Raw genomic sequence first — 24514 nt, 5'->3', positions numbered from 1 at the left:
CATCACATATCAAGGGAGAAACCCATGACCAGCACCACGAACAAGGTTCGCGGACCGCGCATCGTTGCCGCCGCCATCCTTGCACCGGCACTGTTCCTGAGCGCCTGCGGAAGTCCCGTTACTGACGGCGGCGGCGGAGGCGGAGGCGGCGCCGACTCCGGCGAAGGCGGCACCCTGTCCATCGCCACGGGCGGCACCGGCGGCGTCTACTACCCGCTGGGCGGCGGCTTCGCGACCGTCATCCGTGAGAACGTCGAGAACTACGACGCCACGGTTCAGGAGACCAACGCGTCCGTCGACAACATGCTGCTCATCCAGAGCGGCGCCGCGCAGCTCGCCTTCTCGGTGGGCGACGTGGTTGCAGACGCCGTCGAAGGCGTGAACGACTTCGAGAGCGGCGCGCTCGACATCTGCTCGCTCGGCAACATCTACAACAACTACCTGCAGCCCATCTCGGTTGAGGGAACAGGCATCACCACCGTTGAGGAGATGAAGGGCAAGGTCGTCTCGGTGGGCGCCCCGGGTTCGGCTACCGAGGTGGCCGCCCTGCGCACACTCGAAGCCGCCGGTCTCGATCCCGAAGCGGACATCGACCGCCGCCAGCTCGGTGTCGCCGAAACAGTGGCAGCGCTGCGTGACGGCACGATCGACGCCGGTTTCTGGTCGGGCGGCCTGCCCACCGGTGCCCTGATCGACCTCGCGGCCGACGGCGACATGGTCCTCATCCCCATCGGCGAATATGCAGCGCCGATGGCCGAGGAATACGGCGAATACTACGTGGAGGAGGAAATCCCGGCCGACACGTACGAGGGCCAGACCGAGCCCATCTCGGTGATCGCCTCGCCGAACATCCTCGTGGCCGCGACGAGCATGGACGAGCAGCTCCAGCAGGACATCACCACCGCCCTGTTCGAGAACAAGGACCAGCTCATCCAGGTGCACCCCGCCGCGGAGGAGATGGACCCCGCCACCGCCGGTGAGGTTCCGTTCGTCGAGACCTGTCCCGGCGCGCAGGCTTACTTCGACCAGGCCGGCTAAGACCGGCAAACCGGCATGCGCAGGTCAGCCGCCGTCGTCGTTGTTTCGCTGGTGTGTCTCGGCACACTGGCGGGCATCGCCGCGGGGAGCACCGGGTCACCGGAGCGCGCCCTGACAGTGATGAACGACGACGGCGAGCTGGCCCGCGTGCCCCTGGACGGAGACACCTTCGCGGTGAGCTACCGAAACTCGATTTACCAGACGCTCGCCGAGGAACGCTACGAGGTGCAGCCGGACGGGTCCTACCGCCTGGTCGAGATCGCCGCCGATCAGCTCGCCGTCCTCGAGGAGTACTACGGCGTCCCGGACGCCCCCGCACCGGCCGGCCCCGACGACCGGCGCAACTACGTTGTTCCGCCGAACCCCGACCGTCCGGCGATTTTTGACACCCTCTCAATCGCTGCCACCGACCTCGGGCAGCGCACCCTGCATGTTCCCGGAGAGCAGCCGCTTGAACTGTGGCAACTCGTGGAGAACGGCGAACCCTTCGTTGTGCTAGATATCAAGGAGACCCAATGACCGAGCGACACGACGGCAAAGGCGCCGCGACAACGCACACGTCACCGCCCACGGATCAACACTCCGAGGCGCAGCACGGTAAAGGCTCCCACCGGGCTGAAACGTCCCACGGCAAAGGTGGCAAGGACGGCAAGGAGACCGAGGAGTTTCAGCCCTCACCCCATCTGGACAAGGATGGCAGCGTAGATGCCATTGATGAAGAGGCGTTGATCGCGGAGTTCGAGGCCGAGAAGCCGGCCCGCCACCTCAGCGGCAAGCCCGCCATGATCATCAAGGTGATCGGCGTGGCCCTCTCCGTCTTCGGCCTCTACTGGGTGTTCAACCCCATGGCCACCCAGTTCTACCTGCCGGCGTTCCTGATGATCGGCCTGTCGATGACGTTCCTGGTCTACCGAGGCTGGGGTCGGTCCGACAAGGACAAGGAAGCCGGACGAGCGGACAACCCGCACATTCTCGACTGGGCGCTGGCGGTCATCGCCGTCGTCCCCTTCGCTTACATCATCACCGACTGGGACGGCTTCTTCCGCCGCGCGATCATCCCCACCTACCTCGACCTGATCATGGGCACCATCGCCATCCTCGTGGTGCTCGAGGCGTGCCGCCGCACGGTCGGGATCCTGGTGCCGATCGTGGTGCTGGGCTTCTTCGCCTACGCCTACTTCGGTCCGTTCATTCCGGATCCGTTCCAGACGTCGTCGTTCGGGTGGGTCCGTCTGGTGGGCCACAACGTGATGGGAACGCAGGGCATCTTCGGTGTGCCGACGGATGTGGCGGCGACGTACATCATCCTGTTCACGATCTACGGCGCCGTGCTGACGGCGTCGGGCGCCACCAAGTTCTTCATCGACCTTTCCTTCTCAGCGTTCGGCCAGTCAAAGTCCGGCCCCGGACGAACGGTGACACTGGCGGGCTTCCTGCTCGGTACGGTGTCCGGCTCGGGTGTGGCCACCACGGTGACCCTCGGTGGTATTTCGTGGCCGCTGCTGAAGAAGGCCGGTTACCCGAAGGAACACGGTGGCGGTGTCCTCGCGGCTGCCGGTATCGGTGCGATCATGTCTCCCCCGACGCTCGGCGCCGCGGCGTTCATCATCGCCGCCCTGCTGAACGTCTCCTACCTCCAGGTCCTGATCTGGGCCACCATCCCGACCCTGCTCTACTACCTCGGCATTATTCTCGCCATCGAGATGGACGCCCGGAAGTTCAAGACCAAGCCGGTCGAGTTCGATACCCAGCCTGCCGGCAAGCTGCTGCTCCGCTTCGGATACCACTTCAGCTCCCTGGTGGCGATCGTCGTCTTCATGGCGCTCGGCATGACCCCGTTCCGCGCCGTTGTCTACGCAACAATCCTGGCGTTCGTGCTCAGCTTCCTGGACAAGCAGTCGTGGATGACGCCGAAGCGCATCTGGGACGCGCTGGCCGTCGGTGCCACCGGCGCCCTGTCAGTCATCCCTGTCATGGCCGCCGCCGGCCTGATCGTCGGCATCATGACCCTGACCGGACTCGGCCTGAAGCTGGCGAACATCATCGTCGACTTCGCCGGCGGTTCCCTGTTCCTCACGGCGCTGTTCTCCGCTATCTCGGTGATCCTGCTGGGACTCGCGGTGCCGGTGACGGCGAGCTTCATCATCTCGTGGGTGATCATCGGCCCGGCGCTGCAGGACGTCGGTGTTCCCGCGTTCGCCGCCGCGATGTTCATCTTCTACTACTCGGTACTCAGCGAAGTGTCGCCTCCGACCGCGCTCTCCCCGTTCGCGGCGTCGGCGATCACGGGCGGCAAGCCCATCAAGACGATGTGGCTGACCTGGCGCTACACGCTCTCGGCGTTCCTCGTGCCGTTCATCTTCGTGCTCACCGGTCCGGGCATCGGCCTGCTGATGCAGGGCGGGATCGGCACCATCCTGATGGCGCTGGCCGTCTCGACCGTCGCCGTCGCAGCACTCGCCGTCGCTACAGGCGGCTGGATTCTCGGCCCGGCCAACCTGGTTGAGCGTGTCCTGATCGGTCTCGGCTCGCTGCCGATGCTGGTCATGGAGCCGCTGTACCTGGCGGTGGGCGCGGCGCTGATCGTCGTCGGGCTGGTACTGCACCTCATCCGCAGGAAGCGGCACGCACATGAAGAACCCGCTCCGGCAATCTCAAGAAGCTGATGACCATACCGTCCTCCGGGCGGCCTGTGACCACGCTGTTGCAGGCCGTCTCGGTCACCACCACCGGGGTACTGCCCGCGTTCCTCCTGGGCGCGCTGGCGGTACAGATCCGCGACGACCTCGATCTGGGGCCGGCGCAGATGGGCATCGCAACGGCAACACTGTTCGCCGTGTCCGGAACCCTGGCGCGCCCGCTGGGCGGGGTGGTTCAGCGGGTCGGTGCCGGCCGGGGTATGGTTTTCTCTGCTTGTCTGGCGACCGTGGCGTTGGCAGGGGCCGGAGTAGCACCGTCATTTCCCGTTCTGGTGGCGGCGCTGTTCATCGGCGGCCTCGCCAACGCCATGGCGCAACCCTCGGCGAACCTTGGTATTTCGCGCAGCATCGGCAGCAACCGGTTGGGCCTTGCCTTCGGCGTGAAGCAGTCCTCCATCCCCGCGGCGTCGCTGTTGGGCGGGCTCGCGGTTCCCGGGATCGCGCTGGTGTTCGGTTGGCGGTACGCGTTCTTCCTCGGCGCTCTCCTTGCGCTCTCCCTCGCGGTCTGGGCCCTCTTCCGCGGGCAGGCACCCTTAACAACGACGACGGCGGCAGACCACCCGGAAGACCGCGGCACCCCGCGTGCCGGGCTCATTGTTCTCACCATCGGTGCCGGCTTGGCCGCTGCTGCGGCCACCTCCCTCGGCGTATTCCTGGTCGACTCAATGGTGCAGTCAGGAATCGCACCCAGCACCGCGGGATTCCTCTTCGCCGGTGCGGCGGTAGTCGGCCTTGCTATCCGCATTCTCCTCGGCGCGCTGATGGACCGGATGCCGACCCGCAGCCCCTACGTACTGATCGCCAACCTGCTGGTGGCCGGCGTCGTCGGCTATTACATGCTCAGTGTCGGCTCGACTGCGCTGATGGTGATCGGCACACTCCTCGCCTACAGCGCGGGGTGGACCTGGCCGGGGTTGCTGCATTTCGCCGTCGTGCGGGATAACCGGCTGGCGGCCGCCTCGGCAACGGGCGTGGTGCAGACCGGGCTCTCGCTCGGCGCGGCCGGCGGACCGCTGCTCTTCGGGCTGCTGGTCAGCGCCACCTCGTACTCGACCGCTTGGGTGGTGGCCGGCGTCGTAGCGCTGGTGGCAGCCCTGACCTTCCGCATCGGGCGCCGGCTGATCCGCAAGTCGCGGGGAAATCCGGTTCCTACCCTTCGTTCACGGTTCTTGCTACCAGTTAAGGAGACTTCATGACAGCCACACGCTATGCGGTGATCGGCGGCGGCATTGTGGGCACCGCCGTCGCGCGCCGGTTGCTTCAGCAGCAGCCGGATGCCAAGGTCACCGTCCTCGAGAAGGAAAAAGAGCTTGCCGCGCATCAGACGGGCCGGAACTCCGGCGTCGTGCATGCGGGACTGTATTACACGCCGGGATCGCTGAAGGCGAAGCTGTGCCGGCGGGGTGTGGAGCTGCTGAAGGAGTACTGCGGCGAACGCGGGCTCATCTACGACGAGTGCGGCAAGGTTCTGGTCGCCCGGAACGCGGTGGAGGAATCGCGGCTGGGAGACATCATGACCCGCGCCCGGGCCAATGGAGTCCCGGGTGTGAGGATCATCGACCGCGCTGAGCTTCGGGAGCTGGAACCGCATGTGGAAGGTATCGGCGGGCTGCACTCCCCGCACACGGCGATCGTGGACTACGGCGCGGTGACCCGCGCGTTCGCGGAGGACATCGTGACCGCCGGCGGCGCCGTGCACACCGGGTTCCAGGTCACCGGTATCACCAGCCGCGGGAATGAGACGCTCGTGACCGGGACGCACAACGGCGCTGACACCTGGGAGATCTTCGACGCGGTGATCATTTGCGCCGGACTGCACGCGGACCGGGTGGCTAAGTTGGCCGGTGACCAGGAGGACCCGAAGATCGTGCCGTTTCGCGGCGAGTACTACCTGCTGAAGCCGGAGAAGCGGTCGCTCGTGAAGGGGCTGGTGTACCCGGTGCCGGACCCGCGCTACCCGTTCCTCGGCGTGCACCTGACCCCGCGGACCGACGGCGAGGTGATGGTCGGCCCGAACGCTGTGCTGGCGCTGGCCCGCGAGGCGTACGGCTGGGGCACTGTGTCACCGCGGGACCTCGGCGACGCCGTCGGGTACGCCGGATTCCGGGCTTTCGCGAAGCAGCACTGGCGTACCGGCGCTGTCGAAATGGTCGGCTCTCTGAGCAAGCGCCGCTTCGTGAACGAGGCCCGCAAGTACGTGCCGGAGCTAACCATTGACGACGTCGTTCCGGGGCCGAGCGGGATCCGCGCCCAGGCGCTGGACCGCGACGGCTCGCTGGTGGATGACTTCCGCATTACCCGTCACGGGTCGGTGCTGGCGGTGCGGAATGCGCCGTCGCCGGCCGCGACGTCGTCGCTCGCGATTGCCGAACACATCGTTTCGCTCGTACTTGAACAGAACCCTGACAGTGAGGAAGCCGCATGACGCATCTGAAGAAAGGGCTGTGGGGCGTACTGGCGACGCCCTTCGCCGGTCCAACATTCGCCGTCGACACTGAGTCGCTGAAGCGCGAGGTCGAGCTGTACACGAACATCCCGGCAACTGGCATGGTGGTGCTCGGCGTCTTCGGCGAGGGTGTTTCGCTGGACACCGGCGAGCAGATCCTGACTGTCTCCACCGTGGCGGAGGCCGCCGGGGAGACGCCGCTGGTGGTGGGGCTGTCGGCGCGGACCACCCAGGTGGCGATCGAGCAGGCCCGCACGGCGGGCGAGGCGGCCGGGTCTAATCTTGCCGCGCTGATGGTTCAGGTGAACACCCCTCAGCCCGACCTTCTAGTAGCGCACTTGACTGCGATCCACGAGGCGACCGGCGCGGACATCGTGCTGCAGGACTACCCCGTGGCCTCGGGCGTGAAGATCAACACTGCGCAGATCCTCGCCGTCGTCGAGCGTTGCCCGTTCATCGCGGCCGTGAAGTCGGAGGCGCCGCCCACCGCTGTGGCGATCGCGCAGCTCACGGCAAAGACCGACGTGCCGGTGTTCGGTGGGCTCGGCGGCGTCGGCCTGATCGACGAACTCGCCGCCGGCGCCGCGGGCGCCATGACCGGCTTCTCCCACCCGGAGGCGCTGCAGCTTGCCATCACCGCGAACGACGACGGCGGCTTCCGCGCTGCCCGCGACGCCTTCGCGCCGTGGTTGCCGCTGGCGAACTTCGAGGGTCAGCCGGCGATCGGCCTCGCGCTGCGCAAGGAGATCCTTCGGAGGCGCGGAATTATTTCCGAAGCTCTGGTCCGCCCGCCGTCGCCCACGTTGCCGCCGGAACTGGCCGACATGATCGACGCACACCTCGATGCTGTTAAGGAGCTCGCCTGATGGATATGGGTCTGAAGGGAAAGAACGTACTGGTGCCGGGGTCGAGCTCCGGGATCGGGCTGGCCATCGCCCAGGCGCTGGCTGAGGAGGGCGCCAACGTGGTGCTCGCCGCCCGCCGCGAGGACGTGGTGCAGGCCGAGGCAGCCAAGCTGCCGTCCGCCGTCGGGCTCGGTATGGACCTGACCGAGGAGGGCGCGCCGGAGAAGCTGGTGCAGGAGGCGGAGAAGGCGTTCGGTCCGATCGACGTGCTGATCCTCAACAGCGGCGGTCCGCCGCCGGGTGGTGCAGCTGATGTTTCCGACGAGCAGGCGCTGGCCGCCGTGCACCAGTTGCTGCTGCAGCACATCCGGCTCGTTTCGTTGGTTCTTCCCGGGATGCGCGAGCGCGGCTGGGGGCGGATTGTCGCCGTCGGGTCCTCGGGCGTGCAGAGTCCGCTGCCGAACCTGGCGCTGTCGAATATCGGCCGTGCCGGGCTCGCGGGGTACCTGAAGACGCTCGCCAACGAGGTGGCTGCCGACGGGATCACCGTGAACATGGTGCTGCCCGGCCGTATCGACACGGACCGGGTGGCGTCGCTCGACGCGGCCGCAGCAAAGCGCACCGGCAAGACGCCCGAGGAAGCCCGCGCCTCCTCCGAGGCGACCATCCCCGCAGGCCGGTACGGCAAGCCGGAGGAGTTCGGCGCCGTCGTCGCTTTCCTTGCGAGCGAGCCGGCAGCCTACGTCACCGGTGAGCAGATCCGCTGCGACGGCGGCCTGGTCCGTTCCTATTAGCCCCGTTCCTACTACCTGAACACCAGTCTGGGAGACACCATGAATCACACCTTGCACCTTTGCTCGATCCGAATGGGCGCGGACGAGCTGGCTGCTGTTGTCCACCCGCAACGCGGAGTCGCGCTGGTCCAGGACCTGATACCCGGCTTTCACGGTGACATCCGGGACGTCCTGGTTGAGGAGCTGGTTGACCAGCTGGAGGCGGCAGCCAACGCGGCCGACGGCGGCACCTTCCGGGACCCCTCCGAGGTCACCTACGGCGCGCCGTACCGGCACCCACGGATGCTGTGGGGCATCGGGCTGAACTATGTGGAGCACGCATCCGACCTGTCCGAGGGTGTGCCGGAGGAACCGGCGTCGTTCATCAAGGGCGACCACACCATCATCGGGCCCGGGGAGGACATTCCCATCCCGTCGCAGAGTGAGCGGACCACCGCGGAGGGCGAAGTCGCCGTCGTCATCGGGCGGTACTGCCGCAACGTGGAGGTGGAGGAGGCGCTGGACTATGTGGCCGGCGTCGTGCCCGTGCTGGATCAGACGGCGGAGGACATCCTGCAGCGGAATCCCCGATTCCTGACGCGGTCCAAGAACTTCCCCGGGTTCTTCTCGTTCGGGCCGCGGATTGTGCCGCTGGCCGAGGCCGTGGGCGACGGGATGCTCGCGGACATGGAGGTGTCCACGGTGGTGAACGGCGAGGTGCTGCGGACCAATACGGTGGCGCACATGCGGTACAGCCCGGAGTACCTGATCAGTTTCCACTCCAAGGTGATGCCGCTGTACCCCGGCGACATCATCTCCACCGGCACGCCGGGTGCGATCCACGTCAAGCCGGGCGATGTTGCGGAGGCCCGGGTGGCGCGTGTGGGCACCCTGACCAACCCCGTGGTTGCGGGGACCTGAGTTTCAACGAGGACCACGCACCGCTCAGTACCACCCAGCACCACCATCGAGTGGGCGCCGAGAACGGGTTCCCGCCCGGAACCTCGTAGCCAGCGCCCACTCGATGCACCAAAAGTAAGGAGATGACGATGGGCACATCAGGATCAGGCCCCCTCGAGGGCATCCGGGTCGCCGACTTTTCCCGTGTGCTCGCGGGGCCGTATGCGTCGATGATGCTCGCCGACTTCGGGGCGGACGTCATCAAGGTGGAAAGCCCTGCCGGGGATGACACCCGGTCCTGGACGCCGCCTGTCGATGAGCACGGCGTCGGCACGTACTTCTCGAGCGTGAATCGGAACAAGCGCTCGGTGGTGTGTGACCTGCGGACCGACGAGGGGCTCGCGCGGGCGCGGGAGTTGGCGCTGAATGCCGACGTGGTCATCGAGAACTTCCGGCCGGGCGTGATGAAGAAGTTCGGGCTGGAATACGAGAGCCTGCACGCTTCGAAGCCGGAGCTGATCTACTGCTCCATCACCGGATTCGGTGCGACGGCGGGGGCCCACCTTCCGGGGTACGACCTGCTGGTGCAGGCCGTCGGCGGGCTGATGAGCGTGACCGGGTCGCTGGATTCGGAGCCGAGCAAGGTCGGCGTCGCCCTGGTGGACGTGTTGACCGGGCAGAACGCCGTCGTCGGGATTCTTGCGGCGCTGCGACACCGGGATGCGTCCGGGGTGGGTCAGCGGATCGACGTGAACCTGTTGTCGTCGCTGTTGGCGGGGCTGGTGAATCAGGCGTCGAGCACTTTGGCCACCGGCGAGGCGCCGCAGCGGATGGGGAATGCGCATCCGTCGATTGCGCCGTACGAGACGCTTGCCACCGCCGATGGGCCTCTCGCTGTTGCTGTCGGAACGGACCGGCAGTTCGCGTCGCTGGTGCGGATCCTTGGGGTGCCTTCGATGTCCGACGATGAGCGGTTCAGGACCAACACCCAGCGGGTTGCCCACCGCGACGAGCTGAAGTCGCTCCTCGAGGAGCAGCTCGCCAAGCGTCCCGCAGCGGAGTGGTCCGCCGTCCTGTCCAAGGAGGGCGTCCCGGCCGGGAAGGTGAACTCCATCGTGGAGGCGCTGGAACTGGCCGAGCAGCTGGGACTTGATCCCGCCGTCGAAATGGCCGACGACGACGGCCCGCGCACCAGTCACCAGGTCGCCAACCCGATCCACCTGTCCGAAACCCCCGCCAGCTACCGGCGCCTGCCGCCGCTGCTCGGTGAGCACAACGATGCGACGTTCGCGTCGCTCTCCGCCGCTACCTCCACTGTTTCGGCCTCTGATTCAACCTTCACTCCGACGGGAAAGTAAGAACCATGACTGTTGACCTTCTGTCCATCGACTCGCTCCTCTCCGACGAGGAGCTCGCCCTGCGTGAATCCGTGCGCTCCTTCGTGGACGCGGAGATCAAGCCGAACATCGCCGGGTGGTACGACAACGCGGTGTTCCCGCTGGAGATCGTGCCGAAGATGGCCGAGTTGGGCCTGCTCGGCATGCACATCAAGGGGTACGGCTGCCCGGGCCGCAGCTCCGTTGAGTACGGTATCGCCGCCATGGAACTGGAGGCGGGCGACTCGGGCCTGCGGACGTTCGTGAGTGTCCAGGGGTCGCTGGCAATGAGCGCTATCGCCAAGCACGGGTCCGAGGAGCAGAAGAACGAGTGGCTGCCGCGGATGGCGAAGGGCGAGGTGATCGGCTGCTTCGGGCTGACGGAGCCCGGGTCAGGCTCTGATCCCGGATCGATGATCACGAACGCTAAGCGCGATGGATCCGACTGGGTGCTCAACGGCGCGAAGCGGTGGATCGGGCTGGCAACGGTGGCACAGATCGCCATCATCTGGGCGATGACCGACGACGGCGTCCGCGGCTTCGTGGTGCCGACCGATACACCGGGTTTCACGGCGACCGCGATCACACAGAAGCTCTCGATGCGCGCGTCGATCCAGTGCGACATCACGCTTGAGGACGTGCGGCTGCCGGAGTCAGCGATGCTGCCGAACGCCCGCGGATTGCGCGGACCGTTCGAGTGCTTGAACGAGGCGCGCTACGGCATCATCTGGGGCGCGATGGGTGCCGCCCGGGACAGCTACGAGGCTGCGTTGAACTACTCGAAGGAGCGCCTGCAGTTCGGCAAGCCCCTTTCCGGCTACCAGATCACGCAGCAGAAGCTGGTGAATATGGCGCTCGAGATCAACAAGGGCATGCTGCTGGCGCTCCAGGTGGGCCGGTTGAAGGACGCCGGACAGCTGGAGCCGTACCAAATTTCGGTGGGCAAGCTGAACAACTGCCGCGAGGCAATCGAGATCTGCCGGGAAGCTCGGGCGATGCTCGGCGGCAACGGGATCACGCTGGATTACTCGCCGCTGCGGCATGCGAACAACCTGGAGAGCGTGCGCACCTACGAGGGTACCGACGAAGTGCACACCCTGATCCTGGGCAACCACATCACCGGCACGCCTGCGTTCCGGTGAGTTCGTCTGACTCCGGCCCTTCCGGCCTGCGCCGCGGCCTCACCAGCTACGGCGACGCCGAGTTCTCGCTGTTCCTCCGGAAGGCGTTCATCAAGGGCGCCGGGTATTCGGACGATGCGCTGGACCGGGCCGTCGTCGGGATCGTGAACACCGGCAGCGGCTACAACCCGTGCCACGGCAACATGCCGGCGCTGGTGGAGGCTGTGAAGCGGGGCGTGATGCTGGCGGGCGGGCTGCCGGTGGAGTTCCCGACCATTTCGGTGCACGAGAGCTTCTCCTCCCCCACCAGCATGTTCCTCCGGAACCTGATGTCGATGGACACCGAGGAGATGATTCGGGCGCAGCCGATGGACGCCGTCGTGCTCATCGGCGGGTGCGACAAGACGGTGCCGGCGCAGCTGATGGGTGCGGCGTCGGCCGGTGTACCGGCGATATCGCTGGTCACCGGATCGATGCTGACCGGCGGCTACCGCGGTGAGCGGGTCGGTGCGTGCACGGACTGCCGCGCGTTCTGGGGTCGCTTCCGCGCGCAGGAGATTTCAAAGCCAGAGATCGACGACGTTAACTCGCGCCTCGTAGGTAGCGTCGGCACCTGCTCAGTGATGGGAACGGCCAGCACCATGGCGTGCATTGCCGAGGCGATGGGGATTGCGTTGCCTGGGTCGGCGTCGGCTCCTGCGGTGACGGCGGACCGGGTGCGGATCGCTGAAGCTACCGGGACACAGGCTGTTGCTCTGGCTACGGCTGGAGTTGCGCCGTCGTCGATCCTGACGCCCGCTGCCTTTGAGAACGGGCTGCGGATGTTGCTGGCGATCGGTGGTTCGACGAACGCGATCATTCACCTGACCGCTGTGGCCGGGCGGTTGGGTATCAAGCTGTCGTTGGACGAGCTGGACCGGATGAGCGCGGAGACGCCGGTGCTGGTGGACCTGAAGCCGTCGGGCAAGTACTACATGGAGGACTTCCACCGTGCCGGCGGTGTGCCCGCTGTGTTGCGCGAGCTGGGATCGCTAATCAATAGGGATGTGCTGACCGTGACCGGGCGGACGCTGGGTGAAGAGATCGACGACGCCGGTCCCGGCTTCCCGCAGGACATCATCCGGCCGCTGCATGACCCGATCTATCCGCAGGGCAGCCTGGCTGTGTTGCGGGGGAACCTGGCGCCGGGTGGGGCGATCATCAAGCAAGCGGCTGTTTCGCCTGCGTTGCTTGAGCATTCGGGGCCGGCGGTGGTGTTCGAGAACGCGGCTGACCTGGCTGCTCGGATTGATGACCCTTCGCTCGAGGTCACCGCTGATTCGGTCTTGGTACTAAAGAACATTGGTCCGGTAGGGAACCCCGGTATGCCGGAGGCCGGCTACCTGCCGATCCCCAAGAAGCTCGCTGCGCAAGGCGTGAAGGACATGGTTCGTATTTCGGATGGACGGATGTCCGGCACTGCGGCTGGTGCCGTGGTGTTACACGTGACGCCGGAGTCGGCTGTGGGTGGACCGTTGCGGTTAGTGCGGACCGGGGACATGGTCACGTTGAGTGTGAGCCGGCGGTTGGTGCAGTTGGAGGTGCCCGAGCAGGAACTCGAGCGGCGAGAGTCAGAGCTGGGTCCTGCTTCACCGGAGCTTCCCGACCGTGGATACCGACGCCTTTACGTCCGAGAGGTAACCCAAGCCGACGAGGGCTGCGACTTTCGCTTCCTGGCACAGTGATAGGCCTGAACAAGCGGTGTCACCTGTTGACGACGCAACGATCAACGTGGCGGATCCATGAGATCCCTACCGTTGCGACCGTAATCGGGCGGAGCAACCACAACCATATAGGGCCCCGCGCGGTGCGCGCGTCTTGAGGGATAGGCGCGCCGGGGCGCCGCCGAACTATCAAACTCACTACTCATCCGTCGTCATGGTACCCGCCTACCTAAGGAACATAACAGCTCGATGGTGCAGGTGCATCCTTCGAATGGAACGAATGAACGCTTGGCTGGAGGTATCGAGACCTTCACAGACGATAAATGTGTTTCTGCCGCGATTCACGTACTGCAAGAAGAGGTGCAAGAACTGAATCTACTTCCATTCTTGGCACCTTCATGCCTATTAGGGCTTGTTTGAACCGACTGATGATACCCATTACGTTGCCATTCTCGTCCACTTTGTGAGCTGCCAACCGGTCAAGAAAGCTGTGGAGTAGGTTATCGGGAAGCATCTGATCCAGCTGCAAGACGAAGGCGTCAAACTCCTTACCTGACGGTCGAACCATCCGTTCGAATTCTTTCGGTCGATCCGTCATTCGCAGTAAGGCGGATTGGGATAATCATCCTCGTCTACAACTTGTACTTCGCCTCCGTTGACAAGCCTATCTGCTTCCGCGATGAGCCCCACTTCCTTCTCGCTGAGAATCGAGCCGCTGAAGTCTGGCGATGAGAAGTAGCGCTGTTTGATGAGTTGGCGCAAGGTTGCCGTCATCTGGGTATCCATCACCGGATCGTAGGCCGCTTGAAACAATCACCTCATGCCGTCGCGATTCTTTCGGCGACACTATCGCGCCGGTGAAAGTCCTCACTTCGTCTGCGTCGTCCCCGTGATCTGCTCCAGTTGAATCGGGGTGAACCCATTCATCTTCAATCGCGAACTCGGAAAGAATCTCTGGATTGGCTGGAGCATACGAGTGTCGTGTTCTGAAGCGCCGCGGCGCAGCAGTGCTTGGCGTGCATCAAGGAGATGCTTGACTGCGTTGAGCCAAGCCGTGACCTGGGCCGGGTTGAGATCCCCTGGGACGGGGAAGCATTGGGAGGGACTGAACTCAACGAACCGAATGCCCTTACGCTGGTACGCTGCGTCGGTGTCGAACAGCGGGCTCACGCGGAGCCGGAAGTCCTGTTTGAGGCTTAGCTTATCCATCCACCGAACATCAATCGCCTGCACTTGGCCATCATCGGCGATTATGCCGTCAGCACCTGAAACAGAATCAAGCATCGGCTTCACAATGTTGTCGACGTCCGCTACACGGCTCGTTCTATATCGCACGTCGGCATCAACATACCAATCGATCTCCACCTTGACGTCGCATAGCATCAGAATGTCCGTACCCTCGGCAACTGCAACAGATAGCGCTTCCATGTAAGCGCGCTTCCGCGCCGTCTCCGCTTGAAGCGACAGCGGCGCGGTATAACCGACAACTTCAACCCAAGCCGGGATTCCTCCTTGGCGCACGACAAACTTCTGGTCTTGCTCTCCAGCGAGCATGCTCCTCCTTACCGCCCGAATGCCTGCCATTACCTTCCGAATACGGCCGAGCCGAGCCGAGCCGAGCAGGTTCCGGGTTCCGGGCTAGCACAACTTAGTGGCGTGACTCCGCTTTCAGCAGCTTACTGCCAGCCTCTAAATACTTTCGAAGCCATCGATTTGGGATTCGACTCCGTCGATAAGTGAACATGGCCACTCCAAACACCGGCACCGGCTGTATGCGAAGATGTCAGACCGACGCTCTCGTGCTGACGGAGGGCGTGACACGGCGGTGCCGGCGCAACTGCTGAGTGGCGCTGCCTGGGGCCAGCCATTCCGTTGATCACGAGCCAATTGCGACTAACAGGCACGTCAAGTGAGCCGTTCAATAACCACACTTAGTGCCAATCGTGGTGGGCTGCATCCGGCGCGGGAGACTTGGAAATCAGGTCATCTGAACTCGCACATGGTGGGTACTGCTAGGTTGCCCCTTTATCGATTCAGTGGCGCCTGAGAGAGCTCCAGAGTGCTCTGCAGATGTTGTCGGCCCTCGATGGTTCCGTACATCATGCACAGGACGGTTATCCCTGAGCTGCTCGGGATCGAGCTCTCGCTGGAAAAGTTGGGCCGGATGAGCACCGACACGCCGGTGCTCAGGGATTTGAACCCGTCCGGCGAGCACTACATGAAGGACTTCACCGTTCCGACAGCGTTTCCGCAATACTGCGCGGATGTATTTCGCGGATCAACCCGGGAGGTGTTCATCGTGACTCTGCGGACGTCCCGTGCAGATCAATTCGTGTGGAGGGGCTGTCCCGGGCGCCGATCCGTGGCGCTCACCGCAGAAGCGCATGACGTACTAAACCTTCAAGCGCTCCATCGAGGTCTTCACACTCAATCAGCATTTGGAGTTGTGATCGGTCAATCATCACAACACAAATTTCCTGTGTCGAGAACCGAAGCTCCTGCAGCTTCGCATCCTCGGTGAAACCGGCGAGTGATATGAGGAAGGCAATGCGAGAGGTTCCCCGCTTTGTCTGCAACTTCGTGAGAAGAACTGACATCACCTGTTGAGACGCCTTGTCCGCGCGGTTTTTCGCCTCAACGAGGATGAATGGTACTCCTGGTCTTTGCCATACCCTCTGACTGAAATTGTCCACTTGGAGGACTAGGTCTATCTCTTCAGTCTCAGTTCGATAGTTTCGTTCGATAACTTTGACGTCGCTGACCTGAGAAAACAGGAAAGCGAGCAACGCCTCCAGTCGCGCACCCCGCTGCTGCGCAGTTCCCTCACTGATCCGACCCCAGATGCTTCTACATATCGTCCTTCGTGACGTAGGCGCGATCGGCACCTCAACTTCGGCTAGGGCTAGGAGTATGGGGCGGGACGCGAAGCGCCTCGCGGAAACGTAATCGTCTATCACGAGCACATCAGCTTCGAGATCAACAAGAAGTTCGACAACGTCTGGCTTGAACAGTGAAGCGATAGGGAGGGCGACGGTCACCGCAACCCCCAACGATGCGGCCAGTCGTAACCGTTCGACTACAAAACGTGGCAGCTCGTTCTGAAGGAAAACATATAGTAATCGGTCACCGTTGCCAGAGACAGCGGACGGGCGCCATTTTTTCGGTCCGAGGTCAACTTCAATGTCTTGCCTCCAATGAGCCCAGTCGGGGGCAGCGCAAATTTCCCTGGTCAGACCCTCGATTTCCTCAGCGCTTACCGTCCGGCCTGACCCTGGGTCATCCAGAATTTCGTCGACGATTGTGCGCTCGAACTCAGGCGGATTGCTCGTCGGCATCAAGTAGGGCCCCCAACTGAGAAATAAATTCGCGCCCGAGCCGTTTCACTTCTTCACTGTCCGGTGTGCCTGCAGTTTGAGAGAGCAATCGACTAAAGACAGCAATCATGGAAGTTGTACGGCGTCCGAGCTTGTCTACCTCCACCATCATCTGAACAGTGTCTTCATATGCATCGTCAATAGTGGTGTCAGGCTTGTCGATCAGATTCCGAATAGAGGTGTCGATCGACGATTCACCGGTTGCATTCGACGCCGCGTCTTGCGCAGCGAACTTGATGATTGGCGACACCTTTCTGAGGCTGACGGTGTCCGTGATCACCTGGTCGAGTCGCTTCTGCACGAAGGCCGCACTGACTTTGTCTTCGCCGTATTCCTGAAGAATTGTCGGGCGGTTGCTACGTAAAGCGTCGACGACGTTCTTCTTCAATTCCCAGAAGAAGTTGAGCGGAATTGTTTCTTCACGGATGTAGTTCTGCCACTCACTTGGTAGCGTCACCACGTACCGCAACTGTCGCACGCGTTCGATGGAAAGTCCGGTCAGGTCGCGAAGTTCGATGTCGTTCGGTTCGCGCTGCTCACTCGCCTTTATATCTTCGGCAAGGCGTTGGAGAGCCTTTGCTGTGGGAATGTCTCGCCACGGCTCTCTGATGAGATGAATGTTGAACATCTGTTGCAACACTTCACGTTCGCTGCGTTCTGTCGTAATTAGCGCAGGAATCCTTGCGTGGCCCAAGTCTCGCGCGCATCGGTAGCGGCGTTCACCGTCAACTAAGACGAACTTCTCGCCCCTTGGGTAGACGACGATCGGTACCAATACCCCTTCCTGATCGATTGATCCAGAGAGTCGGTCCAGCTCATCTTGCGGGAAATCTAGACGCGGGTTCGCATCGTTTGCGACAACATCCGTAACATTGAGCTCGCGCAGCTCGGCAGTCACATTGAATCCATCAGCTCCCGTTGCTTGAATGGAAGCTCCCTCAGATGGTGCAGACATACAAGTTCTCCGTTGCCGTCTTCTTGGACTTTCCTGTGGACCCGCCCATAGTTGAGTGGTTCGCCTCAAAAGACAAGGTTCGCACATCAGTGAAGTATTCAGTGGCGATTTGCGCGACAGACAAATTCATCTCCGAGAGCAAGCCAGCGGAAGGATAGCTGACTACGAGCGGTACCCGCATTCTCGCGACGTTCCGGCAGAGATCATGAAAGGAAGCTACTACGGCGCTCTTCAAGGAGAAGCCCGTCGTGAAGCGATCCGATCGGTTTCGACCCGCTCCACTTGAATCTGGGTAGTCGTATCGATATAGCGTCTCGTACATATGGTAGTAACGACTGTACTGATCTTTGGTGTACGGGGGGTCGGCATACACGGTACCGATATTCTCCAGCTGGCCCGCGCTGATCAAGTCAAGAGCGTCGCTCACGAACACCGAGTTCCCTGACCGCCACTCCTCGCTACCGACCAATGTAACTGTGTCGAGAGCGTCGACGAACTCATCCCACACTGAACGGGTCCAGGTCCGGATGATGCGGGAGTGAGCAGAGGGGGAATTTGGGCGCAAGAATTGCGCCGTATGTCCGGGCGCGTTGACAAGCACGGATGCCCCGGCAATCCACGACCCTAGTAACCAGTCTCGGTCGTCGAGCTGGTTATCCAGATCGATCGCCGAGCGGATGGCGTCAACCTCGATAGATTGCCGAAGACTTAGGTAGCCCGCCGAGAAGTACAAGGTTGCAAGCTCGTAGTGCTCGGAAGTGCTTGACACAGCCGCAGTACGTGCTGCTCGCCTGTGGCTTGCGGAGTTCCCAACATGAGAAGCATGCTCCATATACGAGGCGAGGTTTTCGCGTGTTCCCGCGAGCGCGGTGTCCTCGGAGCGCAACTGCTCACGGTATTTGGCTTCCAGCTCGCGAAGTCGCGCGGCGAATGCAGGTCTCAGTCTCGTGGCTGTATCCCGGGAAGATGCACAGCGCTGCAAGGTAGTGAATCGCGCGCGAGAAAGAGCGGCGGTGAAGCTTAGTGCATCATTAGTGACGACCGATGCTGTATCTTGAAGACTTTCTGCCACGCTCCCCATGCCGGAAAATAAATCAACGACTCGTCCGTCTTGAGCGAGATTGGAAATGGTGTCGCGAACGTGGTCGGCCATGTGACGTTTGGTGCCCATATAGCGCACAACCACTCGATTTCCCCCATTCCGCGCGGCACCTTGCAGATGTACCGTTGACCACAGGATAGCGAAAGCACACTCAACTGCTCGTATGCCGCGCCGCGAAGAGGTCGGAGCCGAAATTTAGCTCTGGTCCAAACCGACTAAATGTCTCGGCGACAGAACGCGGCTCAACCTTTGCGTATCTAGCAGGCGACGTTCGGCTACCAATGCTGCGATTGTTCGGTTGTTGGCAAGTGCTTCTTTGGCCAAGTCAGCTGCCGCCGCGTACCCGATCAGTGGAGCCAAACCTGTGACAACGCTGATGGACTCAAGCATCCGCTGCTGCAGGACCGCCGTGTTGGCCCGGATTCCATCGACGCAGTGTGTGCGGAGGAGACGCCACGCAGAAGTCAGCCAAGCGAGCGATTCGAGAAGGGCATCAGCGACGACGGGCTCGAACGCGTTGAGCTGGAGCTGCCCAGCTTCCACAGCCATCATCACTGTCGCATCGGCCCCGACAATGCGAAAGGCAACCTGGTTCACCATTCCGGGATGACCGGTTCACCTTGCCCGGCATGATCGACGAACCGGCCTGAACCGCCGGAAGGAAGATCTCCCCGAAGCCGGTTTGCGGGCCCGAAGAAAGCAGGCGGAGGTCGTTGCAGATCTTCGAAAGCTTCACGGCAGCTCGCTTCAGCACACCGGACACCAGCATGAAGACGCCCGTGTCACTCGTCGCTTCCACCAGATCAGTGGCGGAGACGAGCTGCATACCGGTCAGCGCATTCAGTTCTTCGATGACCGCTTCACGATATTCGGGCGGCGCTGTGATCCTAGTACCGATAGCGGTTGCACCGAGGTTGGACTCCCGCAGGTGGGGCAGCAGCTCGAGCATTCGTTTCCGGTCCTCACGAAGAGTTTCGGCGAACGCGCCGAACTCCTGGCCCAGCGTCATCGGTACGGCGTCCTGGAGCTGGGTCCGCCCGACCTTCACGATGTCGGCGAACTCAGAAGCCTTAGTCGCGAACGCGTCACTGAGCCGCTCGTGCTCGTCGCAGAGAGTGATCAACTCACGCTGAAAAGCGATCTTGATGGCTGTCGGATAAGTGTCATTGGTCGACTGGCTGCGGTTCACGTCGTCAATCGGGTGCAAGGCCGCATAATCGCCCTTCCCATGACCGAGTATCTCGAGTGCGCGGTTCGCGATCACCTCGTTCACGTTCATGTTGGTGCTGGTCCCGGCACCGCCCTGGATTCGGTCGACAACGAAGTGCTCATCGAGCAGCCCGTCCATCACCTCTCGGGACGCCGCTTGGATGGCCGCCGACTGTGCCGGCTCCAGCAGCCCCAGCTTCTCGTTGGTCCTCGCAGCCGCTGCCTTGATCGCACCGAAGCCCCACAGCATCGATCGCATACTGCCGATGGTGCGCCCACTGACCGGGAAATTCTCCACAGCGCGCAAAGTGCTGATACCCCAATAGGCATCGGCGGGAACTTCGCGCTCCCCGAGGCTGTCTCGCTCCAACCGAACGCTGCCAGTCGACGGTGACTCTTGGCTGTTCATGATCTCTTTCTGAGTGGATGTAGAAATAAGGGCTACGCCAGATAGTCCAGCGCGGTCAGCGCCAGGGCGGCAGCGCCGTCGTAAATTGTCTGGTTCGCTGCCTCACCGACACAGTGGGCCGCGAAGCTGGGCTGGTGATTGGCTGCCGGGAAGCAGCCCAGACCTATATAGGGATGGATGGCCGGAACCACCTGCGACACGTTGCCCATGTCGGTGGAGGCGCGGTTCATGGTTGCCTGCTCGGGCGGCGCATTGAAGTTCCGGCCCAGCGACTCGGCGTGCTGGACATACAACTCGAGGGCCCGCTGATCGGTGCGGAATTCGGAGTACGGCTCGGACTCCGGCGTGATCGTCAATTCAGTTCCCGAGGCCAGTGCGCCGGCTTCGAAACACCGGTACACCCGCTCCTCCAACGCCGACAGATCCGCCAGCGTTTCAGCCCGGACGTACCAGCGGCCTTCGGTCTTCTCCGGGATGGCGTTCGGCGCCTCTCCCCCGCGGGTCTGGATCCCGTGCACTCGAGTGCCGGACGGCAGCTGCTGCCGCAGCAGACCGAGCGCTACCTGCGCGACGACGAACGCATCGTTAGCGTTGACGCCCATCTCCGGGTACGCAGCCGCGTGGGCCGACTTCCCCTGGAACTCGATGTGACTGTGCGCGACGGCGTAGGGACGGGCATCGGCCGAGTCCACCGGATTGGGATGCGCCATCATGGCCACATCCAGCCCCTGGAACGCGCCCCGCTTCAGCAGCTCGATCCTCCCGAAGCCGCCTCCCTCCGCCGCCGGCGCAACATCATTACGGCCATTTCTTGTAGCGACGACGATGTCGGGTTCCTGCGGTGGAGCTGCCCGCAGGAACCGGAGCGGTGAAGATCTGCTCATTGCCAGAGCGAGAGCGCGTGTTATCTCGTGTTATCTAGCGAACAACCTTCACGAACCCGGAAGCGCCCTCGCCGGTCCACCGATAGAGCTCAAGAGTGGCTGCTTCCTGCTTGCGGCCGCTGGAGTGATCGTCGAAGTCGCGGGCGACGTAGAAGTAGCCGTCACCGATCGGCTCGATGCCGACGTCGGACTTGAATTCCCATCCGTAGATCCCGGTGGGTTCGTGCTGCAGGCCCTGCTGCAGGAGCGGCAACACTAACCCGGTTTCCTCGGTGGGCTGGCCCTCGATGGCCTGTTCTTCCGGTGCAACGGTTCCGTCCACTACGTACAGCGTCCGGTTGGGGTACTCGGGCTTGCTGCCGCGATACACACCCATGTACCAGAGGTGGCTGTCGTCGTCGTAGCTCAGGTTCTGCACCCCATAGTGAGTGTTGCCGGTGTGGACAAAGTACTTGGCGTCCTCCTCGGCGGGACCGGAGGTGTGCGAATCGGCCTGGGTGAGCGGGCGTTCGTACTGCTTCCAGCCGGAGACGTCGTACTGCAGGAGCACCTGGTGGTCGTTGTCGCTGCGGGCGTTGTTACGGTAGACGCCATACGCGACCATCAGCTGCTGCTTGCCGTTCTTCTTCCCGAACTCGGGGCCGAAGCTGACGCCATCGATACCGCTGGAGCCGTAGCGGTGATCGGCAGTGTTGCCGGTGTTGCCGTCGAACCGGCCGTCGCCGTTCATATCCGCGGTGTAGTCCTCGACCACTTCCTCCAGGTAGACGGCGGTGACGATGCCCGAGTCCTCGGCGTCCATTCCGACCTCAGTAATCGCGTCGACGTCGAAGATCGCGATGTAGAAGGATTCCTCAGCCTTGTACTCCAGCGAGCCGTAGACCCGGCCGTCCTTCGTGTTGAAGTCCAGGTCACCGAGGTGGCCGGTGAACCCTTCGACCGTCCCGATGACGGTACCTTCGAGGTCGGTCTTGACCAGCATGTTCGTGAACGAGTGGTAGACATACCCGTTCTTCTCATCTATTGCGATGCCCTGAATATGGCCGGCGTCCCAGGAGCCTGAGTCGATGGTTAACGGATAGTTCTCGATGGCGCGCTGCGCCTCGGCGTGCGCTGCCGGTGCCTGCAGGTCAGCCGGTGCTGCGGCCGCAGGGACAGCACCGCCCAGGCCAGCAACTACAGCGATTATGGTGACGAGTGGTGTGATGTTCTTCTTCATGGATCTTTCCGGGAGTCGGTGTCGGCGGGAAGCCGCTGTTGGCATGCCCATCCACCTTGGCCGGTACGTGGAAACGTCGGCCGGGGAGGACGTGAACAGCACCTGAAGTTCCAATCAACCTTGGCGAAGCCCGTCACCGTGCGTCGCCCTCGCCGGCTCACCGGACCGGCGCCGTAGAAGCGCCTTCCGTCCCGTTGACTCGCTCGTAGCGGTCCTTGTACTCGTCCTTGCTCCACAGCTCGGGCCAGCCTTTTGGGGCTTCGTTCGGGCTGACAGTGTCCGCGTTGTATGCGAGCACGATGGCCTGCTGCACCAACGGCCAGTAGGCCTTCGCCTCTGCGGGGTCGGCGAGAGCTTAGTCGAATTCCCCGGACCACTCCGGCGTGTAGAGCTCGAGAACGTCCTCCTTCTTCAACTGCTCGTAGTAGACGTTGTTCAATCCATATACGACGTCGGCAACGGGGTTGTCTTCTCTGCGATGAGCTTGTTCGTGGCATCAGCTCCGCAGGCTCCAACAATCTCAAATCCTGGCTTGGCTGCTTTCGCCTGCAGCCACTCGCCGCGACCTTCCGAGTTTGAGTTCGTGTAGACAACGAGCGTGCCGGCATCGCTGGAACCAGCACCTTCGGCAGGGCCGTCCTCCTGTCCGCAGGAGGTCAGGAAGCAAGTGCTATGGCACCCCAAGGGTTTTCTCATGATTGGCTCCTCGTTGCGCACGTCTCGAACAGGGACGCACCAACGCTTCCGAACCTAAGTGAACTGTTGCTTGGGAAACCTTAACTGGAGGGTAACCGTGGCAGTCCGTGACCTAGCAGGAACCAAAGCAAGGGAAGGTTTAGGAGGAAGCGAGCGACGAAAGCCACCATCTCCGACTATTGGGGCTAGAACAGACGGCGCAGACCGCACTGCATATTCCGTGAAGGGACGTGCAGAAGGGTATGCGCGTTGGCCGGAGCCCCTTCCGGGGCTCCGGCCGCTACTCTCCTCGGTCAGGCGCCCGCCGTACGCGGACGACGTGCGACCAGTAGGGTGCCGGCGATCAACAGTAGGCCGCCCATCAGGAGCAGCACCAGCGAATCGGTGCCGGTCTCAGCGAGGGCGCTGCGGTTTGCCATGCCAGCGGCGGAAGCCTTCGTATCTCCGCTAGCGGTGATGCCGGTATGGGCGAAGACAACCGTCGATTCAGAACCGGCGGGACCTTCCGCGCGCGGGGTGCCGTTGCTACCTGCATTCGACGAGCCACCTGGCGCTGCAGGAGCGTTCGGGTTGGTCGGGTCGACAGGGGTAACCGGGGTGACAGGGGTTCCAGGCTGAGCAGGTGCACCCGGGTCAGTCGGATCAGTCGGGTCAACTGGGGTGACAGGCGTGCCCGGCTCAGCGGGTGCGCCCGGGTCAACCGGGTCGACAGGGTCGACAGGGTCGACAGGGTCGACAGGATCCACCGGATCGACAGGATCAACCGGATCCACCGGATCCACCGGATCAACCGGATCCACCGGATCCACCGGATCAACCGGATCAACAGGATCAACAGGATCCACAGGTGTTTCTGGGTCGCCCGCGGCGGAACCGCAATCAGTTGTTTTGCTGTCTCCGATTACTGAAACGGCGTTGCATCCGACGTTTATGGGTACGAGTACTTCGAGGTCAGCGACTACACCGCCGAGCAGCCCACCGTTGGTGCCGCCGTTGTAGCCATCACCATGGCCACCGTTCGAGGCATCACCGGAAGTGGAACCGTTCGAGGACGAATCCGAACCATCCGTGGAGGAATCCCCGATCACCGAGATCGCATTCCCGCCGACATTGATCGGAGCAACAGCGTCCAGGTCGGCAACCACACCGCCGAGCAGCCCGCCATTGGTACCGCCCGTGTAGCCATCACCATGGCCACCGTTCGAGGCATCACCGGAAGTGGAACCGTTCGAGGACGAATCCGAACCATCCGTGGAGGAATCCCCGATCACCGAGATCGCATTCCCGCCGACATTGATCGGAGCAACAGCGTCCAGGTCGGCAACCACACCGCCGAGCAGCCCGCCATTGGTACCGCCCGTGTAGCCATCACCATGGCCACCGTTCAAGGCATCACCGGAAGTGGAACCACCAGCCGAGGAATCCGAACCATCCGTGGAGGAGTCACCGATCACCGAGATCGCGTTACCGCCAACATTGATCGGAGCAACAGCGTCCAGGTCAGCAACCACACCGCCGAGCAGCCCACCATCGGTACCGCCCTCGTAACCATCACCATCGCCACCGTGGCCACCGTTCGAGGCATCACCGGAAGTGGAACCGTCCGAGGACGAATTGGAACCGCTGCTGGAGGAATCGCCGATCACCGAGACCGCGTTACCGCCGACATTGATCGGAGCAACAGCGTCCAGGTCAGCAACTACACCGCCGAGCAGCCCACCATCGGTACCGCCCTCGTAACCATCACCATCGCCACCGTGGCCAC

20 protein-coding genes and 2 pseudogenes are annotated in these 24514 nt (G+C 63.0%); 11 read left to right on the top strand and 11 right to left on the bottom strand.

What is annotated here, in order from left to right:
* Positions 1 to 24: 24 nt before the first annotated feature.
* From AC5RU3_RS00110 to AC5RU3_RS00060, 11 genes are all read left to right on the top strand, one after another.
* On the top strand, positions 25 to 1038 hold the full coding sequence (locus tag AC5RU3_RS00110; protein WP_309072808.1) for a TAXI family TRAP transporter solute-binding subunit: 1014 nt from the start codon (positions 25 to 27) through the stop codon (positions 1036 to 1038).
* A 15-nt stretch (positions 1039 to 1053) separates the two neighbouring features.
* Complete coding sequence (locus AC5RU3_RS00105) at positions 1054 to 1557, top strand: hypothetical protein (protein ID WP_493964550.1); 504 nt, start codon at positions 1054 to 1056, stop codon at positions 1555 to 1557.
* Positions 1554 to 3704: a TRAP transporter permease gene (locus AC5RU3_RS00100; RefSeq protein WP_493964549.1), complete on the top strand. Its 2151-nt coding sequence runs from the start codon at positions 1554 to 1556 to the stop codon at positions 3702 to 3704. Before AC5RU3_RS00105 ends, AC5RU3_RS00100 begins: the two co-directional genes overlap by 4 nt.
* Positions 3704 to 4933, top strand: a complete 1230-nt coding sequence (locus tag AC5RU3_RS00095) for an MFS transporter (RefSeq protein ID WP_493964548.1) — start codon at positions 3704 to 3706, stop codon at positions 4931 to 4933. Before AC5RU3_RS00100 ends, AC5RU3_RS00095 begins: the two co-directional genes overlap by 1 nt.
* Positions 4930 to 6162: an L-2-hydroxyglutarate oxidase gene (gene lhgO, locus AC5RU3_RS00090; RefSeq protein ID WP_493964547.1), complete on the top strand. Its 1233-nt coding sequence runs from the start codon at positions 4930 to 4932 to the stop codon at positions 6160 to 6162. Before AC5RU3_RS00095 ends, lhgO begins: the two co-directional genes overlap by 4 nt.
* A complete protein-coding gene (locus AC5RU3_RS00085) occupies positions 6159 to 7049 on the top strand; it encodes a dihydrodipicolinate synthase family protein (protein WP_493964546.1) in 891 nt (296 codons plus the stop codon). The genes lhgO and AC5RU3_RS00085 overlap by 4 nt, the downstream gene beginning before the upstream one ends.
* Positions 7049 to 7822, top strand: a complete 774-nt coding sequence (locus tag AC5RU3_RS00080) for an SDR family oxidoreductase (protein ID WP_493964545.1) — start codon at positions 7049 to 7051, stop codon at positions 7820 to 7822. Before AC5RU3_RS00085 ends, AC5RU3_RS00080 begins: the two co-directional genes overlap by 1 nt.
* A 39-nt stretch (positions 7823 to 7861) precedes the next feature.
* On the top strand, positions 7862 to 8722 hold the full coding sequence (locus tag AC5RU3_RS00075) for a fumarylacetoacetate hydrolase family protein (RefSeq protein WP_493964544.1): 861 nt from the start codon (positions 7862 to 7864) through the stop codon (positions 8720 to 8722).
* A 128-nt stretch (positions 8723 to 8850) separates the two neighbouring features.
* Positions 8851 to 10059 carry a CaiB/BaiF CoA transferase family protein gene (locus tag AC5RU3_RS00070; protein ID WP_493964543.1) on the top strand — a complete coding sequence of 403 codons (1209 nt, stop codon included), beginning with the start codon at positions 8851 to 8853 and terminating at the stop codon, positions 10057 to 10059.
* A 5-nt stretch (positions 10060 to 10064) separates the two neighbouring features.
* Positions 10065 to 11219 carry an acyl-CoA dehydrogenase family protein gene (locus AC5RU3_RS00065; protein ID WP_493964542.1) on the top strand — a complete coding sequence of 385 codons (1155 nt, stop codon included), beginning with the start codon at positions 10065 to 10067 and terminating at the stop codon, positions 11217 to 11219.
* Positions 11216 to 12922 carry an IlvD/Edd family dehydratase gene (locus AC5RU3_RS00060; RefSeq protein WP_493964541.1) on the top strand — a complete coding sequence of 569 codons (1707 nt, stop codon included), beginning with the start codon at positions 11216 to 11218 and terminating at the stop codon, positions 12920 to 12922. The genes AC5RU3_RS00065 and AC5RU3_RS00060 overlap by 4 nt, the downstream gene beginning before the upstream one ends.
* Before the next feature lie 573 nt (positions 12923 to 13495).
* Here AC5RU3_RS00060 and AC5RU3_RS00055 read toward each other — a convergent pair.
* The 11 genes and pseudogenes from AC5RU3_RS00055 to AC5RU3_RS00005 all read right to left on the bottom strand — a co-directional run.
* On the bottom strand, positions 13496 to 13687 hold the full coding sequence (locus AC5RU3_RS00055; RefSeq protein WP_493964540.1) for a hypothetical protein: 192 nt from the start codon (positions 13685 to 13687) through the stop codon (positions 13496 to 13498).
* An 81-nt stretch (positions 13688 to 13768) separates the two neighbouring features.
* Positions 13769 to 14455, bottom strand: a complete 687-nt coding sequence (locus tag AC5RU3_RS00050) for a RusA family crossover junction endodeoxyribonuclease (protein ID WP_493964539.1) — start codon at positions 14453 to 14455, stop codon at positions 13769 to 13771.
* Positions 14456 to 15270: 815 nt separating this feature from the next.
* Positions 15271 to 16236 (bottom strand): restriction endonuclease, encoded by a 966-nt coding sequence (locus tag AC5RU3_RS00045; RefSeq protein WP_493964538.1) that lies wholly within the window; start codon positions 16234 to 16236, stop codon positions 15271 to 15273.
* Positions 16214 to 17173 carry a ParB/RepB/Spo0J family partition protein gene (locus AC5RU3_RS00040; protein WP_493964537.1) on the bottom strand — a complete coding sequence of 320 codons (960 nt, stop codon included), beginning with the start codon at positions 17171 to 17173 and terminating at the stop codon, positions 16214 to 16216. The genes AC5RU3_RS00045 and AC5RU3_RS00040 overlap by 23 nt, the downstream gene beginning before the upstream one ends.
* 40 nt (positions 17174 to 17213) lie before the next feature.
* Complete coding sequence (locus tag AC5RU3_RS00035) at positions 17214 to 18401, bottom strand: DNA adenine methylase (protein ID WP_493965136.1); 1188 nt, start codon at positions 18399 to 18401, stop codon at positions 17214 to 17216.
* 126 nt (positions 18402 to 18527) lie between these two features.
* Positions 18528 to 19950: pseudogene (locus tag AC5RU3_RS00030) on the bottom strand (aspartate ammonia-lyase).
* A gap of 32 nt (positions 19951 to 19982) precedes the next feature.
* A pseudogene (locus tag AC5RU3_RS00025) lies at positions 19983 to 20738 on the bottom strand (peptidase dimerization domain-containing protein); the annotation flags it as partial.
* A gap of 130 nt (positions 20739 to 20868) precedes the next feature.
* Positions 20869 to 22053 (bottom strand): hypothetical protein, encoded by a 1185-nt coding sequence (locus AC5RU3_RS00020; protein ID WP_493964536.1) that lies wholly within the window; start codon positions 22051 to 22053, stop codon positions 20869 to 20871.
* A 157-nt stretch (positions 22054 to 22210) separates the two neighbouring features.
* On the bottom strand, positions 22211 to 22366 hold the full coding sequence (locus AC5RU3_RS00015) for a hypothetical protein (RefSeq protein ID WP_493964535.1): 156 nt from the start codon (positions 22364 to 22366) through the stop codon (positions 22211 to 22213).
* Positions 22367 to 22488: 122 nt separating this feature from the next.
* Positions 22489 to 22749: a hypothetical protein gene (locus tag AC5RU3_RS00010; protein ID WP_493964534.1), complete on the bottom strand. Its 261-nt coding sequence runs from the start codon at positions 22747 to 22749 to the stop codon at positions 22489 to 22491.
* Between the two features lie 293 nt (positions 22750 to 23042).
* Positions 23043 to 24514, bottom strand: a 1472-nt coding sequence (locus tag AC5RU3_RS00005; protein ID WP_493964533.1) for an LPXTG cell wall anchor domain-containing protein, incomplete at its 5' end; no start/stop codon positions are given.

The sequence above is a fragment of the Arthrobacter sp. MDB1-55 genome (assembly GCF_059092925.1).
Note: the sequence above shows the minus strand (reverse complement) of the source record. Positions and strands in the feature narration are given on the sequence as shown.